The sequence below is a fragment of the Aeromonas oralensis genome, from assembly GCF_049665575.1.
Lineage (GTDB): Bacteria > Pseudomonadota > Gammaproteobacteria > Enterobacterales > Aeromonadaceae > Aeromonas > Aeromonas hydrophila.
In genome coordinates this window covers 3,319,189-3,333,739 of sequence record NZ_CP187186.1, presented here as the reverse complement: position 1 = coordinate 3,333,739, position 14,551 = coordinate 3,319,189, and the positions used below count along the sequence as shown (strand labels likewise).

Here is a 14,551-nt window from a genome sequence, read left to right as displayed (position 1 = left end):
GGATGGGGCTGGCCCATCCCGGTTGGCATTCGGCCGTGCCAGCTGCTGGCGGCGGCACTGTGCCGTATTCGGCGCCATCGACATCCCGGGTGGCGGGGTCGTGGCGGCATGTTGCGAAAATATACCCTATTGCGATCGGATACGGATCTGGCTGACTTCAATATATTGCGGGGCCGGCTGCTGCCGGCCCCGCCACTGCCTATATGGTTGGGCCATGGGGGAGAAAGCGCGTGTTCAGCGCGCCAGAATGGCCTTTTCCATGCGGGCCAGCGCCTCGACGAGGCGAGCCCGGGTGCAGCCGAAGTTGAGCCGCACGAACTGGCCGTCACCAAACTGGGCACCGGGGGAGAGCCCCACCCCGGCCTGCTCGAAGAAGGCGATGGGGTCGTCCAGCCCGAGCGCGCTCATGTCGATCCAGGCGAGGTAGGTGGCCTGGTGGCGCGCCAGCTTGATGCCGGGCCAGCGGGCGACCGCCTGCTCGATCAGGGCCAGGTTGGCGGCCAGGTAGTCGAGCTGTTCGCTGAGCCACTGCTCGCCCCCTTCGTAGGCCGCCTCTGCCGCCACGAAGCCCAGCAGGTTGACGTCGGCACTGATGCCGCGCATCGCCTGCTGCAGTTTGAGGCGCAGACGGGCATTGGGCACCACCGCGAAGGAGCAGCAGAGCCCGGCGATGTTGAAGGTCTTGCTCGGAGCCATCATCACCGCCGAGCGCTCGGCCGCCGCCGGGCTGATGGCGCCGTAGGGGATGTGGCGGGCGTCCTTGTCCAGCAAAAGGTCGCAGTGAATTTCATCGGAGCAGATCACCAGGTTGTGGCGCTCGGCGATGGCGTCGATGGCCAGCAGCTCCTCGCGGGTGAACACGGTGCCGCCCGGGTTGTGCGGGTTGCACAGCAGCAGTAGATCCGCCGCCGGCGCCTGGCGCTCCAGCTCCTCGATATCCAGTACCCAGCGACCGGCCTCTTCCACCATGGGCACTGTGAGCAGCGGCCGGTCGTTGAAGCCCGGCGCCTGCAGGAAGGGGTAGTAGACCGGCTTGGGGGTGATGATGCCACGGCCGTGCTGGCTCCAGGCCTTGCAGGCGAGGTTGAGACCGGGTACCACCCCGGGCAGGAAGACGATCCACTCGGGCTGGATGGTCCAGCCATAGCGGCTGGCCAGCCGCGTGATGATGAGTTCGATCAGCCGGGGAGAGGGGCGCGAGTAGCCGAAGATGCCGTGGGCGACCCGCGCCGTGAGGGCCTCGATGACGGCAGGGGGGAGACGAAGTCAGTGTCGGCAACCCACATGGGCAGCACGTCCTGTCCCTTGTACTTGTCCCATTTCAGGCTCATGGTGCCGCTGCGATCTATTTCCCGGTCAAAATCAAACATGTGAAATCCTTATGCTGGCCAGTGGGCTTTCACTGTACGGGGTCGGGGACGGGGTCGCAAGCCTTGAGGTAGCTCTTGATAATGACATAAAATAAGCGGCGCCATTTCATGCACTTGCCGAATTTTGGCCAGTTTTCTTCCCTCCAATCAGTGGTAATTCTATGCGCTTGCTTACCGCCGCTCGCAACAGGACGGATCCTGTCTCGCTCTCTTTTCTGGCCGTGACCTTTATGACCGGGGTGGCGGTGGCACTGCAGGTGCCTACCTTGAGCCTGTTCCTGGCCGAGGAGGTGCAGGTGCGCCCCTTCCTGGTGGGGCTCTTCTATACCGTCAACGCGGTGATCGGCATCCTCATCAGCCAGTGGCTCGGCCATCGCTCCGACAACAAGGGGGATCGCAAGCGGCTGATCCTGCGCTGCTGCTTCGCCGGCGTGGTGCTCTCCCTGCTGTTTGCCTGGAACCGGCAATACTGGCTGCTGGTGAGTCTGGGGGTGTTGCTGGCGAGCCTGGCGGCGACCGCCAGCCCCCAGCTGTTCGCGCTGGCGCGGGAATACGCCGACAGCCGCAACAAGCGGGCCGACATGTTCAGCTCGGTGCTGCGGGCCCAGTTCTCCCTGGCCTGGGTGATAGGGCCACCCATCGCCTTCGCGCTGGCCATCGGCTACGGCTTCGAGGTGATGTACCTTGCCTCCGCAGTGGCCTATCTGCTCTGCGCCTTCGTGGTGTGGCGCTGGCTGCCCTCGCTGCCGCTGCCGGTGATGGACAGCGAGGTGGAGCGGGTCAGCAGCTGGCGGGATCCGTCGGTGCGGGCGCTCTTCATCGCCTCCACCCTGATGTGGACCTGCAACAGCATGTACCTCATCAACATGCCGCTCTACATCACCCGCGAGCTGGGGCTGGAGGAGAAGCTGGCCGGGGTGCTGATGGGCACGGCGGCGGCCCTCGAGATCCCCTTCATGCTGCTGGCGGGCCACTACACCCAGCGCTTTGGTAAGCGCCCCATGATGCTGCTGGCGGTGCTGGCCGGGGTTGGCTTCTACGTGGGGCTGGTGACCCTGTCGAGCCAGCATGCCCTCATTGCGCTGCAACTGCTCAACGCCATCTTCATCGGCATCGTCGCCGGCATCGGCATGTCCTACTTCCAGGACCTGATGCCAGGTCGCGCCGGGGTGGCGACCACCCTGTTCGCCAACAGCATCCGTACCGGCTCCATCATGGCGGGTGCTATCGCCGGGACTGTGGCGGAGATCTGGAGCTTCCACGGGGTCTTCATGGTGGCCATGGGCTTGGCGCTGCTGGCGCTGGCCGCCTGCTGGCGGGTGCCGAACGTCTGAAGCTGAAAGGGTGAGGGGCGAGCGAGGCGCCCGCCTCAATGTCTGATGGCGGTGGGGAGGCGCCCTAGCGGTCGTTGTCGTTCTGGTATTCGTTGCGCAGGCAGCGCAGCAGCAGCTCGGTGGCCGGGCCCAGGGCGTCGGCCGACGGAGTCAGCAGATAGGTATAGAGGTGGCGCTCGTTGCCGCTGGCCAGAACCAGCGGTACCAAGGCACCGCTTGTGAGCTCTTCCTGCACCAGGTGGCGCGGCAGCCAGGCGTAGCCGAGGCCGAGCTTGAGCATGGCGATCACCTCGTGGTAGTGGGTTGCCTTCCAGCCGGTGTCGTCCGCGTCGTTCCAGTCCACCGAGCGGTGAATGGGGGGATGCAGGCTGATCTGGTTGTGGCTGGCCAGCTCCTCGGCGGCGATGGCGCCTCCCTGGGTGGCGAGCGGGTGCTCGGCCGAGCAGAGCGGCAGCAGGCACACCTCGTCCAGCGGCAGGCCGGTGCGATCGTGGGGCAGGTGCTCGGAGAGCATCAGATCCCCCACCTGCAGGGCGTTGAAGTGGCAGTGGATGCGCTCGTGCAGATTGACCCGGCAACCCCGGCTGCGGGGATAGAAGTGGGCCAGCGCCCGATAGAGTCGCTCGCGCGGTTGCAGTACCGACACATAGAGGTTGATCTGCGGCTCCCACTGCCGCTCCAGGTTGTTGGCCAGGTTCTCCAGCTCTTCCACCTGCTGGCTGAGCTGACGGGCCCGCTTGAGGAAAATCTCCCCCGCCGGCGTCAATACCGCCTTGCGCCCTCTCACCTCCAGCAGAGCCACACCCAGACTCTGCTGCAGCTTGGCTACCGCATGATTGAGAGAGGATTGGCTCTTGTTCAGCGCCTCGGCGGCCTGGGCGTAGCCGCCACAGTCCACCACGGCCTGAAAGATCCGCCATTGCTCAAACGTGCTCTTGGGACGAAACATATCTCAACCTGATAAGGGAGCGGATGTTGCAACAGGGTGCCGACGGCACCCTATTGAATGTAACCCCATGCCGCGCAGGGTTGCGGTTATTTTGTTGATTTATTTGGGCTGGGCCACAAAGGTCTGGCCGGTTTTGCCCCGGCTGTCCGCGCCCATCAAATAGAGATAGAGCGGCATCAGGTCGGCAGGGGTCTTGAGGTTCATCGGATCTTCGGCCGGGAAGGCGCTGGCCCGCATCTTGGTGCGGGTGCCGCCCGGGTTGAGGGTGTTGACCCGTACACCGGTATTTTCCAGCTCGTCAGCCAGCACTTCCATCATGCCTTCGATGGCGAACTTGGAGATGGCATAGGTGCCCCAGTAGGCGCGGCCCTTGCGGCCCACGCTGGAGGAGGTGTAGACGATGGAGGCATCGCCCTGCTCCTTGGCGGTCTGGCGGATGAGCGGCAGCAGCGCCTGGGTCAGCAGGAATTCCGATTTGACGTTGACCTGCATCACCTCGTCCCACTCCTGCTCCTGGATGTGTTCGAACGGTGACAGGGTGCCGAGCAGGCCGGCGTTGAACAGCACGCCGTCGAGGCGGCCGAACTGCTGGGCGAAGGTCTCGGCCATGCCAAGATAGTGGCTCTTGGTGGCGCCTTTGAGATCCACCGGCACGATGGCGGGTAGCGGATGGCCGGCCGCCTCGATCTGGTCGTAGACTGCCTCCAGCTTGGCGCTGGTGCGGCCGAGCAGGATCACGGTGGCGCCGTGGGCTGCATAGGTGAGCGCCGCTTCGCGGCCGATGCCGTCACCGGCACCCGTGACCAGAATGACCTTGTCCTTGAGCAGATCCCGGGGGGCCTGATAGTTGAACATGACAACTCCTGTTAACAATTCGTGGCAGATGCGCGCGGCAAATAGAGGGGCAAGTGTACTGATCCCGCACGGCGTTTGACCAGTATGAGATGGCAAAAATGTGAATAAATCAGAGGGGTTGTGATTGTCGATTGGCATTTTTGACGGGTTGACGCAGAGTTTTTGCGCACACCGGGCAAACTCCCTAGAATGTGAAAAAATCGTCCCCCCGGGGCACACCAGTGGAGCATCAAGTGGCATTTTTGACCGAATACGGCCTGTTCCTGGCCAAGACCCTCACCCTACTGCTCGCCATCGGCGCCGTCATCCTGATGGTGGTGAGCAGCCGTCAGCCCAAATCCCGCAAGGGGGAGCTGGTGGTGACCGATCTCTCCAGCGAGCTGGAGCAGGGACGTCACCAGTTGCAGGCCGCGCTGGCCGGCAAGGCGGAGCGCAAGCAGCTGGAGAAGGCGCGCAAGGCCGAGCACAAGGCTCGGGCCAAGAGCGAAGATGCGCGCAGCCGGCTGTTCGTCATCGATTTTCACGGCAGCATGGATGCCAAGGAGGTAGCCTCCCTGCGTGAAGAGGTGAGCGCCGTGATAGGGGTGGCCCAGCCGGGCGACGAGGTGCTGCTGCGGCTCGAATCCGGCGGCGGCGTGGTACACGGCTACGGCCTGGCTGCTTCCCAGTTGCAGCGGCTGCGGGATCGTGACATCAAGCTGACCGTGGCCATCGACAAGGTGGCGGCGAGCGGCGGCTACATGATGGCCTGCGTGGCGGATCAGATCCTGGCGGCGCCGTTCGCCATCGTCGGCTCCATCGGGGTGATCGCCCAGCTGCCGAACTTCAACAAGCTGCTCAAAAAGCACGACATCGAGTTCGAGATGCACACCGCCGGCCAGTACAAGCGCACCATCACCATGTTCGGCGAGAACGACGATCAGGGGCGCGAGAAGTTTCGCGAGGAGCTGGGCGCCATTCACGAGCGCTTCAAGGCATTCGTGGCCGAGCACAGACCCAACCTCGACATCGACAGCGTCACCACCGGCGAGCACTGGCTGGCGAGCCAGGCCAAGCAGCTCGGGCTGGTGGACAGCCTCTGCACCAGCGATGACTATCTGCTGGCCCAGGCCAGCCAGCACAAGGTGGTCGGCATTCGCTACCGCAAGCCAAAAAGCCTGACCCAGAAGCTCGGTCAGCAGGCCGCCGTGGCGCTGGAGTCCGGTCTTGGTCGATTGTGGCAGCAGGGACCGTGGCGCTGAGCCAGAGCAACGTAAAACCCAATAAAAAAAGCCGGGCACTTGCCCGGCTTTTTTGATGGCGTCGGCGCTGCAGGCCGATGGCGCGTCTCAGCGCTGGAACGGGTAGACGGAGCCGAGTTTGAGGATCTGGGTCAGCTCGTCCAGCGCGGTGCGGGACTCCATGACCAGCGCCGGATCCCGCAGGTCGTCCAGTGCCAAGCTGTCGCGGTAGTGGCGATCGACCCAGCCATCGAGGCGGGCAAACTGGCTGTCGGTGATGAGGCAAGCCGGGTTGACGGCGGCCAGCTCGGTGTCGTTCATGGCCACCCGCAGCCGCAGGCAGGCGGGGCCACCGCCGTTGCGCATGCTCTGTTTCACGTCCATGTAGTGCACCCCCTTGATCGGGGTCCCCAGGGTCACCAGCTTGGCCAGATAGGCCGACACCGCCGGGTTGTCGCGACATTCGGTGGGAGCGATGATCGCCATCTCGCCGGAGGGCAGGGTGAGGATCTGGGTGTTGAACAGATAGGACTTCACCGCATCCTGCACCGACACCTCGGTAGTCGGTACCTCGATAAAGTGCAGCTCGCCGTCGCCGAACTTGGTGCGCACCTCGGCCAGCGCCGAGGCGGTGTTGAGGAACGCCTGCTGGTGGAAGAACAGCACGTTCTGGTTGCCCACCGCGATCACGTCGTTGTGGAACACCCCCTGATCGATGACGTCCGGGTTCTGCTGGATGAAGACCGCGCTCTCGTCCCCCAGGCCGTGCAGGCGGGCGATGGCCTGGCTCGCTTCCAGGGTCTGGCGGGCCGGGTAGCGTTTGGGGGCGGGTTGGGAGACATCGAAGGCGCTGCGGCCATAGACGAACAGCTCGACCCCGGATTCGCCATAGGCGCGGCACAGCCGAGTGTGGTTGGCGGCCCCCTCGTCACCGAAGTGGTCGTTCTCCGGCAGATGCTGATGGTGATAGAAGTGGCGGTCGTTGTTGAACACGGCGCGCAGGATGCGGCCGGTCACCTCGGGTTCGAGGGAGCGGTGAAACTTGTTGGTCAGGTTGGCGGGGGTGAAGTGGATGCGCCCATCCTGGGTATCGGCACTCGGGGAGACGGTGGCGGCGTTGGCGGTCCACATGCTGGAGGCCGAATAGCAGGCGGCCAGTACGGCGGGAGCCTGTTTGGCGGCCTGGGCCAGCACGCTGGCATCGTTGCCGGTGAAGCCGAGGCGGCGCAGGGTGGCGAGATCCGGTCGCTCCTGCGGGGCCAGCACTCCCTGGGTCATGCCGAGCTCGGTCAGTGCCTTCATCTTGCGCAGACCCTGCTTGGCCGCCTCCTTCGGATTGGACGCCTCTTTGGCATTGTTCTGGGAGGCGACGTTGCCATAGGACAAGCCGGCATAGTTGTGAGTCGGGCCGACCAGGCCGTCGAAGTTGACCTCGAAGTGCTTCATTGAGTACATCCTTTCGATTTTTATATGGGTAGCGGTTCCTTCCGCGCACAATGCTGCGGGATGCAGCCATTATAAGGAGATTTTGTCTTTTGTAACAAGCTGATAACGAAACTGGTTTGTTATGTTACAAGAGCGGTTGGTTATGTCGTTTCAAATATAAAAAGAGGGTGGATATAGCATAAAAATAAAAAAGCGGTTGCTTCCCGCGGCTCGGCTTCGCATTAATAAATAAAGAAACAAAGTGGTTCGGGCTGCCGGGCAAATTTGCTCACAAGATTGCTTTTTCCCGTCAAATCTCTTATACAGCCCCACAAAACCGCACACCAACCCCGTCGGGTGCAATGAGGATAATAGTTACAGCATGGGCAAATCACTGGTCATAGTGGAGTCTCCGGCCAAGGCCAAGACCATCAACAAATATTTGGGCAAGGACTACGTGGTGAAATCCAGCGTCGGTCACGTGCGCGATCTGCCCACCAGCGGCAGCGCCAGCAACGAGCCCAAAAAACCTGTCATTCGCGGCATCAAGCTGAGCGAAGCAGAGAAGGCTGCCAAGGATCGCAATGCCCTGTTCTCACGGATGGGGATCAATCCGACCGCAGGCTGGCAGGCCAACTACCAGATTTTGCCCGGCAAGGAAAAAGTGGTCAGTGAGTTGCAGAGTCTGGCCGAGAAGGCTGACACCATCTATCTCGCAACCGACTTGGATAGAGAGGGAGAAGCGATCGCCTGGCACCTGCGCGAGATCATCGGCGGCGACGACAGCCGCTACAAGCGCGTGGTGTTCAACGAGATCACCAAGACCGCCATCCAGGAGGCGTTTGCCCAGCCATCCGAGCTGAACATTCACCGCGTCAATGCCCAGCAGGCCCGTCGTTTCCTCGACCGGGTGGTGGGTTACATGGTCTCCCCGCTGCTCTGGAAGAAGCTGGCCCGCGGCCTTTCTGCCGGTCGGGTACAGTCCGTTGCGGTGCGCCTCATCGTCGATAAAGAGCGCGAGATCAAGGCGTTCGTACCGGTGGAGTTCTGGGATCTCAACGCCGATCTGCTGACCGCCGACAAGAGCGATCTGCGGATGGAAGTGGTCAGCCGCAACGGCACCGATTTCAAGCCGGTGACCCAGGCCGAGACCTTCGCCGCCGTGGCTGCCCTGGAAGGGGTCGACTACAAGGTGGTGAACCGGGAAGACAAGCCGACCGGCTCCAAGCCGTCCGCCCCTTTCATCACCTCTACCCTGCAGCAGGCAGCCTCCACCCGGCTGAGCTTCGGGGTCAAGAAGACCATGATGATGGCCCAGCGTCTCTATGAAGCGGGTTACATCACCTACATGCGTACCGACTCCACCAACCTCAGCAAAGAGGCGGTCGAGGCGGTGCGGGAATACATCGGCGAGCAGTATGGCGCCGCCTACCTGCCGAGCGAGCCGAACCTGTACGGCGCCAAGGCCAATGCCCAGGAGGCCCACGAGGCGATCCGCCCCTCCAGCGTGCTGGTGACCGCCGAGATGCTGGAAGGGATGGAGCCCGACGCCATGCGGCTCTATGACCTCATCTGGCGTCAGTTTGTCGCCTGTCAGATGACACCGGCCCAGTACGACTCCTCCACCCTGACCGTCAAGGCGGGCGAGTTCGAGCTCAAGGCGCGCGGCCGTACCCTGCGCTTCGCCGGTTGGACCAAGGCGTTGCCGCCCATGGGCCGCAAGGGCGAAGACAGCCAGCTGCCGGCGGTGACCGTCGGCGAGATCCTCAAACTCGTCAAGCTGGATCCGCGCCAGCACTTCACCAAGCCGCCTGCCCGTTTTACCGAAGCGGCGCTGGTACGCGAGCTGGAGAAGCGCGGCATCGGCCGTCCGTCTACCTATGCCTCCATCATCTCCACCATCGTCGACCGTGGTTATGTGCGGGTCGAGAGCCGCCGTTTCTTCGCCGAGAAGATGGGTGAGATTGTCACCGACCGGCTGGTGGAAAACTTCGTCGAGCTGATGAACTACGAGTTCACCGCCAAGATGGAAGACAAGCTCGATGGCATCGCCGAAGGGAGCCTGGAGTGGAAGAAGGTGCTGGATGCCTTCTACGCCGAGTTTACCCAGGAGCTGGAGAAAGCGGACAAGGCGCCGGAAGAGGGGGGCATGCGTGCCAACCAGATGGTACTGACCGACATCGATTGCCCGGATTGCGGCCGCAAGATGGGCATCCGTACCGCCACCACCGGGGTGTTCCTCGGCTGTTCCGGCTACGCCTTGCCGCCCAAAGAGCGCTGCAAGAAGACCATCAACCTGGTCTCCGCCGACGAGTTCGTCTCCGCCACCGATGGTGAAGAGGCCGAAACCGAGGCGCTGCGTGCCAAGCACCGCTGCACCATTTGCGGCACCGCCATGGATGCCTACATCATCGACGACAGCCGCAAGCTGCACGTCTGTGGTCGCAACCCGGATTGCGATGGCTACGAAATCGAAAAAGGCCAGTTCAAGCTCAAGGGTTACGAAGGGCCGAGCATCGAGTGTGACCGTTGCGGATCCGAGATGCAGCTCAAGAACGGCCGCTTCGGCAAGTACATGGGTTGCACCAACGACACCTGCAAGAACACCCGCAAGATCCTGAAAAACGGTGATATCGCGCCGCCGAAGGAAGATCCGGTCCCGCTGCCGGAACTCAAGTGCACCCAGTCCGACGCCCACTTCGTGCTGCGTGACGGGGCGGCCGGCCTGTTCCTGGCCGCCAGCAACTTCCCGAAATCCCGCGAGACCCGTGCGCCGCTGGTGGAAGAGCTCAAGCGCTTCAAGGAGCGTCTGTCGCCCAAGCACCAGTATCTGGCCGATGCCCCGGCGTCAGATCCTGACGGAAACCCCGCCATCGTGCGCTTCAGTCGCAAGACCAAGGAGCAGTACGTGATGACCGAGGTCAACGGCAAGGCGACCGGCTGGACGGCGCACTACGACAACGGCAAGTGGCAGGAGAGCCTGGCCAAGTCGAAGAAGGCGTGATTGCGCGCAGTTCACACTCTGATGAAAGAGGCCCCTCGCAGGGGCCTTTTTGTTTTCGGATGGCGGTATACTGAAACCGCTGCAAGGATGGCAGCGCTGGACACGGAGGTTGTGATGGAAATTAACGAGATCCGGCCGGGAATGACCTGTCTGACCCGGGAAGGAACCGCCTATGTGCTGGAAGTGGACAAGCAGAGTCTGCTGGTGCTGCTGCAGCGGGAGTACGAAACCATCCCGGTGCAGGTGCGCAGCGACGAGATCCTGGCCCCCATCACCCGGTGAGGCGGGCCGCCATCGTCAAAAGGGCAGGAGAAACAGCAGCTCGGCGAGGTCGGGCTGCCACTGCCACTCCCGCATCCTGACCCGCCCGCCAATCACGGGCACCCCCTCTTCCTGCAGCAATCCCGCCTGTCTGTCAAAGCCTGCCGACCCCTTGGGCAGTGAAATGGTGCCCGTCGCACCCAGTACCCGGTGCCAGGGCAGCACCTTGTCGGTCTCCCGCAGCACCTTGCCCACCAGCCTGGCCCGACCGGGCAGCCCCGCCAGATCCGCCACCTGGCCGTAACTCACCACGCGACCGGCCGGGATCAGGGCGAGGATCGCCTCGATGCGGGCAACCTTGTTCAGCGGGGCAGGGGTCGATTCCATTCTCATCCGGATCACTCGTCAATAACGACAGAAGCGCCATTGTGGCGCTTCTGTCGGGTGGCTGGCAAATGGGTCAGCCGAAGGTCTGGCTGAGCCCCTTGAGCTGCTTGGCCCGCTCCAGCAGCTCCTGACTGGAGTTGTCGACCTCCTGCATCTTCTGGCTGTTGGCGTGGGAGTACTCGGAGATCTGGTTGATGCTGCGGCTGATGTCCTCCACCACCGTCTGCTGCTGCTCGGCAGCGGCGGCGATCTGGGTGGAGAACTCGGTCACCAGTTCGATCTCCTGCAGCACGCTGTGCAGGCTGCTGGAGCCCTGGCGGGTCATCTCGGCGCATTCGCGGGTCTGCTGCAGGTTCTCCTGCATCATCCCCTTCCAGCGGCCCAGGGTGTGCTGGATCTGCTGGATGCTGCCCTGGATCTGCTCGGTTGCCTTGTGGGTGCGGGTCGACAGGGTACGCACCTCGTCAGCCACCACCGCAAAGCCGCGCCCCTGCTCGCCGGCCCGGGCCGCCTCGATGGCGGCGTTGAGCGCCAGCAGGTTGGTCTGGTCGGCGATGCCCTGGATCTCCCCCATCACGCTGCCGATCCGCTCCGACTCGCTGGCCAGCTCCACCGCCGAGTTGAAGGCCTGCTCCGCCTGTCTGGCGAGCTGCTCGATGCGCTGTTCGGTCTGGGCCAGCTGCTTGTCCGTGTGCTGGCAGCGGCTGCGGGCCTCGCTGACCTGACCGTTGGAGTCCTGGATGTTGCGGGCAATCTCGTGGGCCGTGCTGGCCATCTGGGTCATGGCGGCGGCCATCTGCTGGGTCTGGGCATCCTGCTCGTTGATGTCGAGGCAGGCCTGATGGGAGGCCTGTTTCAGGTTGGTGGCCAGGGTCTGCAGCGGATTGGTCGCATCGTTGACCCGGCCCAGCACGGTGCGGATGCGGGCCTGCAGCATCTTGATGTGAAAGTCGGCGATGGCGCCGGGGCCGTCACCGGAGTAGACCAGCCGGGTCAGGCTGTCGTATTCGCGACCCAGCTGCTGCAGATAGAGCGGCAGGGCGAAGAGCTCGCGCCAGTAGGCGCTGCCAATGAGCAGCAGGGGCAGCAGCATCAGCAGGGCTGTCGTCGGACCCTGGCTGCTGGCGGCCCAGCCGAGCAGGCCGAGCAGCAAGAGCGCGAGCAGCGGCAGGCGGGCACGGGCGAGGGAAGGGAGGCGGCGGCTGGTGCCGCGCTCCGCCTTGAGCAGGGTCTGGTAGGTCTGGCTGGCGATGCGCTTGAGCTGGGGATCCGGCTTGCAGCGCACCGACTGGTAGCCGCTGATCCGGTTGCCCTCGTAGATGGGGGTCACATAGGCATCGACCCAGTAGTAGCGGCCATCCTTGCAGCGGTTCTTCACCATGCCTCGCCAGGGTTTGCCCTCCTTGAGGTGGGCCCAGAGATCGGCGAAGGCGGCCTTGGGCATGTCGGGGTGGCGTACCAGGTTGTGATTGTGGCCGACCAGCTCCTCGACGGGGTAGCCGGCGATGCGGCAGAAGGCGGGGTTGGCGTAGGTGATCACCCCGCGCAGATCCGTGGTGGAAACCAGTTGTTCGTCGGCAGGAAACTCCACTTCGCTGTCCAGGGTATGGACGTCTCTGCGGGCCATAGGAATACGCTCCGATGTTCTTGTTGATAACTTTGTCGTTGTTATTGTGGCAGATCTGGAGGTGGCTGCAGGCTCGCGCCAGCAGGCGGCAGACCGGCTTCATAGGGGGCTGAATTTTGCCAACAATGGCGGTTGAATGGTAGGGGCAAGTTGATGTTTTGTTGGCAAATAGTAAAAAAAAGGCGGCCATCGGGCCGCCAAGGAGAAAAAGATAACACTACCTCTGTGGTACCCGGTAACGCACCTGAAGCTGGTCGAGGATCTGCAGCTGGCCCGGCAGACGGGCGGCGAAGTGCTCCCACGCCTTGCGGGCGGGGTCGCTCCAGGCCACCTCGGCGGTCGCCAGCATGCGCGGGAACAACATATAGTCGAGGCGATCGCGAGTGGTGATCAGCTCCGACCATAAGGGGCTCAGCACCCCCAGGATGTTATCGTTGGCATGGAAATCGGCTGGGGCCGGGTCACATGCGTAGACCTGCGCCAGATTGAGGGTGCCCGCCCAGTAGAGGCCGGGTTCATGAATGTCCTGGCTCCAGGCGAGATCCAGATAGAGGTGCTGGGCCGGTGCCATCACCACCGGATAGCCCGCCGTCGCCGCATCGAGCCCGGCCTGGAAGCTGGTCCAGGCGAAGATGGTGGCGTCCCGACTCACCTTGTCGCCGTGCAATATCTCCTCCCATCCCAGCATCCGCTTGCCCTTGCCGGCCAGGTACTGCTGGCAGTGGCGCAGCAGGTGGCCCTGCAGCTCGCGGCAATCCTGATACCCCTGCTGCTTCATCAGCTGCTGGCAGGCGGGGCTGTCGGTCCAGACCCCGGCGGGCACCTCGTCCCCCCCATGTGCACCAGCGGGCCCGGGAACAGTTCGCACACCTCGTCCATCACGGCTTCCAGGAAGCGGTAGGTGCCGGGCAGCGCCGGGTTGAGCACGTTGTCGTCAAAATATTGCACCGACAGATAGCGGGAGCGGTCGGCCTCCTCCACCAGCAGTTCGGGCAGCGCCTTGATGGCGGCGTGGCAGTGACCCGGGATGTCAATTTCCGGAATGATGGTGATGCCGAGCCCGGCAGCGTAGGCCACCAGCTCGCGCACCTCGCTCTGGGTGTAGTAGCCGCCGTAGGGCTCGGGGCCGCCGCTCAGCTGGGGCCCCACCGGCAGGGCGTGACCGCGCCAGGCGGCCAGCTCGGTCAGCTGGGGGAAGGCCTTAATCTCGAGTCGCCACCCCTCGTCATCGGTGAGGTGCCAGTGGAAGCGGTTGAACTTGTAGAGACTCATCAGCTTGAGCAGGCGCTTGAGGGTGGCGAGGGAGTGAAAGTGGCGGGCACAGTCGAGAAAGATGCCGCGAAAACCGAAGCGCGGTGCATCGCTGAGCTCGATGCAGGGCAGGCTCTCGCCGTGCTGCAGATACCACTGGGCCAGGCTGACGAGGCCGTGGCGCCAGCCCGCCTCGCCGCCGGCGGCAATCACTATCTCCTCCGGGGTGATGGTCAGCCGGTAGGCCTCCGGGCCCAGCCCGCTTTCAACCAGCCGGATCTCGGCGTCGTGATCCTGCGCCAGCGCGAGCCCGGTCAGTTCGTTGAAGTGGGCCAGCAGCGGGCCGAGCAGGGGACTCGGGCCGCTGACGTGGGCGCGCTCCGCCAGCCGGAAGTTGCCCTCCAGCAGCAACAGCCGATCCGGCTGGGGCACGATGCCGGCGAGGGGTTCCACCTCGGGCAGATCCGGCGCCGCAGCGGCGGATTGTGGCAGGCCCAGCTCCTCGCCGGTCAGTTCCACCGGCATCAGCTGGGGGCCGCCGCTGGCCTGGGGCAGGCTCAGGAAGAAGCCGCGCGGCATGTCGGAGAGGCGCTTGATGGGGGTGTTGCGACAGCAGAAGCACAGCTCGCTGGCCCCCGTTTGCGGGATCAAAACCTTGTAACTGCCGCTCTGGCGTTCCAGCTCCCCTCCCTCTACCGAGCCGGGATCGATGTGGCGGGCTAGGCAGAAGTGGAGTTTCCAGGGGGCATCCGGCAGCTGGCTCAGGCTGAAACGAAACCAGACGTCGTCACCGTCGCGTCGGTCGACCTGGGTGTGGATCAGGGGTGCAGACATGAAAATTCCTCTGATGGAGTGAAGGGGACGAACA

General features: G+C 63.7%; 9 protein-coding genes and 2 pseudogenes. 4 read left to right on the top strand and 7 right to left on the bottom strand.

Annotated elements, in window-relative coordinates; all coding sequences use genetic code 11:
• Positions 1-234: 234 nt before the first annotated feature.
• A pseudogene (locus ACPDZI_RS15380) lies at positions 235-1,370 on the bottom strand (MalY/PatB family protein).
• Positions 1,371-1,531: 161 nt separating this feature from the next.
• On the opposite strand from ACPDZI_RS15380, the gene ACPDZI_RS15375 reads away from it, so the two are divergent.
• Positions 1,532-2,704 (top strand): MFS transporter, encoded by a 1,173-nt coding sequence (locus ACPDZI_RS15375; RefSeq protein WP_005303290.1) that lies wholly within the window; start codon positions 1,532-1,534, stop codon positions 2,702-2,704.
• A 64-nt stretch (positions 2,705-2,768) separates the two neighbouring features.
• Here the strand turns inward: ACPDZI_RS15375 and ACPDZI_RS15370 are convergent, their stop codons facing one another.
• Both ACPDZI_RS15370 and ACPDZI_RS15365 read right to left on the bottom strand, forming a co-directional pair.
• On the bottom strand, positions 2,769-3,653 hold the full coding sequence (locus tag ACPDZI_RS15370) for a LysR family transcriptional regulator (protein WP_286042331.1): 885 nt from the start codon (positions 3,651-3,653) through the stop codon (positions 2,769-2,771).
• A gap of 99 nt (positions 3,654-3,752) precedes the next feature.
• Positions 3,753-4,508 carry a YciK family oxidoreductase gene (locus tag ACPDZI_RS15365; RefSeq protein WP_016351568.1) on the bottom strand — a complete coding sequence of 252 codons (756 nt, stop codon included), beginning with the start codon at positions 4,506-4,508 and terminating at the stop codon, positions 3,753-3,755.
• Between the two features lie 233 nt (positions 4,509-4,741).
• Between ACPDZI_RS15365 and sohB the strand changes: the two genes are divergently transcribed.
• The gene (sohB, locus tag ACPDZI_RS15360; RefSeq protein WP_207136744.1) at positions 4,742-5,749 is read left to right on the top strand and encodes a protease SohB; all 1,008 of its coding nucleotides are present in this window, start codon (positions 4,742-4,744) and stop codon (positions 5,747-5,749) included.
• Between the two features lie 87 nt (positions 5,750-5,836).
• Here the strand turns inward: sohB and astB are convergent, their stop codons facing one another.
• Positions 5,837-7,174: an N-succinylarginine dihydrolase gene (astB, locus tag ACPDZI_RS15355; protein ID WP_016351566.1), complete on the bottom strand. Its 1,338-nt coding sequence runs from the start codon at positions 7,172-7,174 to the stop codon at positions 5,837-5,839.
• Between the two features lie 361 nt (positions 7,175-7,535).
• On the opposite strand from astB, the gene topA reads away from it, so the two are divergent.
• Both topA and ACPDZI_RS15345 read left to right on the top strand, forming a co-directional pair.
• On the top strand, positions 7,536-10,157 hold the full coding sequence (gene topA / locus ACPDZI_RS15350) for a type I DNA topoisomerase (protein WP_438833426.1): 2,622 nt from the start codon (positions 7,536-7,538) through the stop codon (positions 10,155-10,157).
• A gap of 114 nt (positions 10,158-10,271) precedes the next feature.
• Positions 10,272-10,439, top strand: coding sequence for a hypothetical protein (locus ACPDZI_RS15345; protein WP_005303277.1), 168 nt, complete (start codon positions 10,272-10,274; stop codon positions 10,437-10,439).
• Positions 10,440-10,454: 15 nt separating this feature from the next.
• Here the strand turns inward: ACPDZI_RS15345 and ACPDZI_RS15340 are convergent, their stop codons facing one another.
• From ACPDZI_RS15340 to ACPDZI_RS15330, 3 genes and pseudogenes are all read right to left on the bottom strand, one after another.
• On the bottom strand, positions 10,455-10,811 hold the full coding sequence (locus ACPDZI_RS15340; protein WP_202009323.1) for an MGMT family protein: 357 nt from the start codon (positions 10,809-10,811) through the stop codon (positions 10,455-10,457).
• A gap of 67 nt (positions 10,812-10,878) precedes the next feature.
• A complete protein-coding gene (locus tag ACPDZI_RS15335) occupies positions 10,879-12,432 on the bottom strand; it encodes a methyl-accepting chemotaxis protein (protein ID WP_438833425.1) in 1,554 nt (517 codons plus the stop codon).
• Between the two features lie 217 nt (positions 12,433-12,649).
• Positions 12,650-14,517, bottom strand: a pseudogene (locus ACPDZI_RS15330) (beta-N-acetylhexosaminidase).
• Positions 14,518-14,551 lie beyond the last annotated feature (34 nt).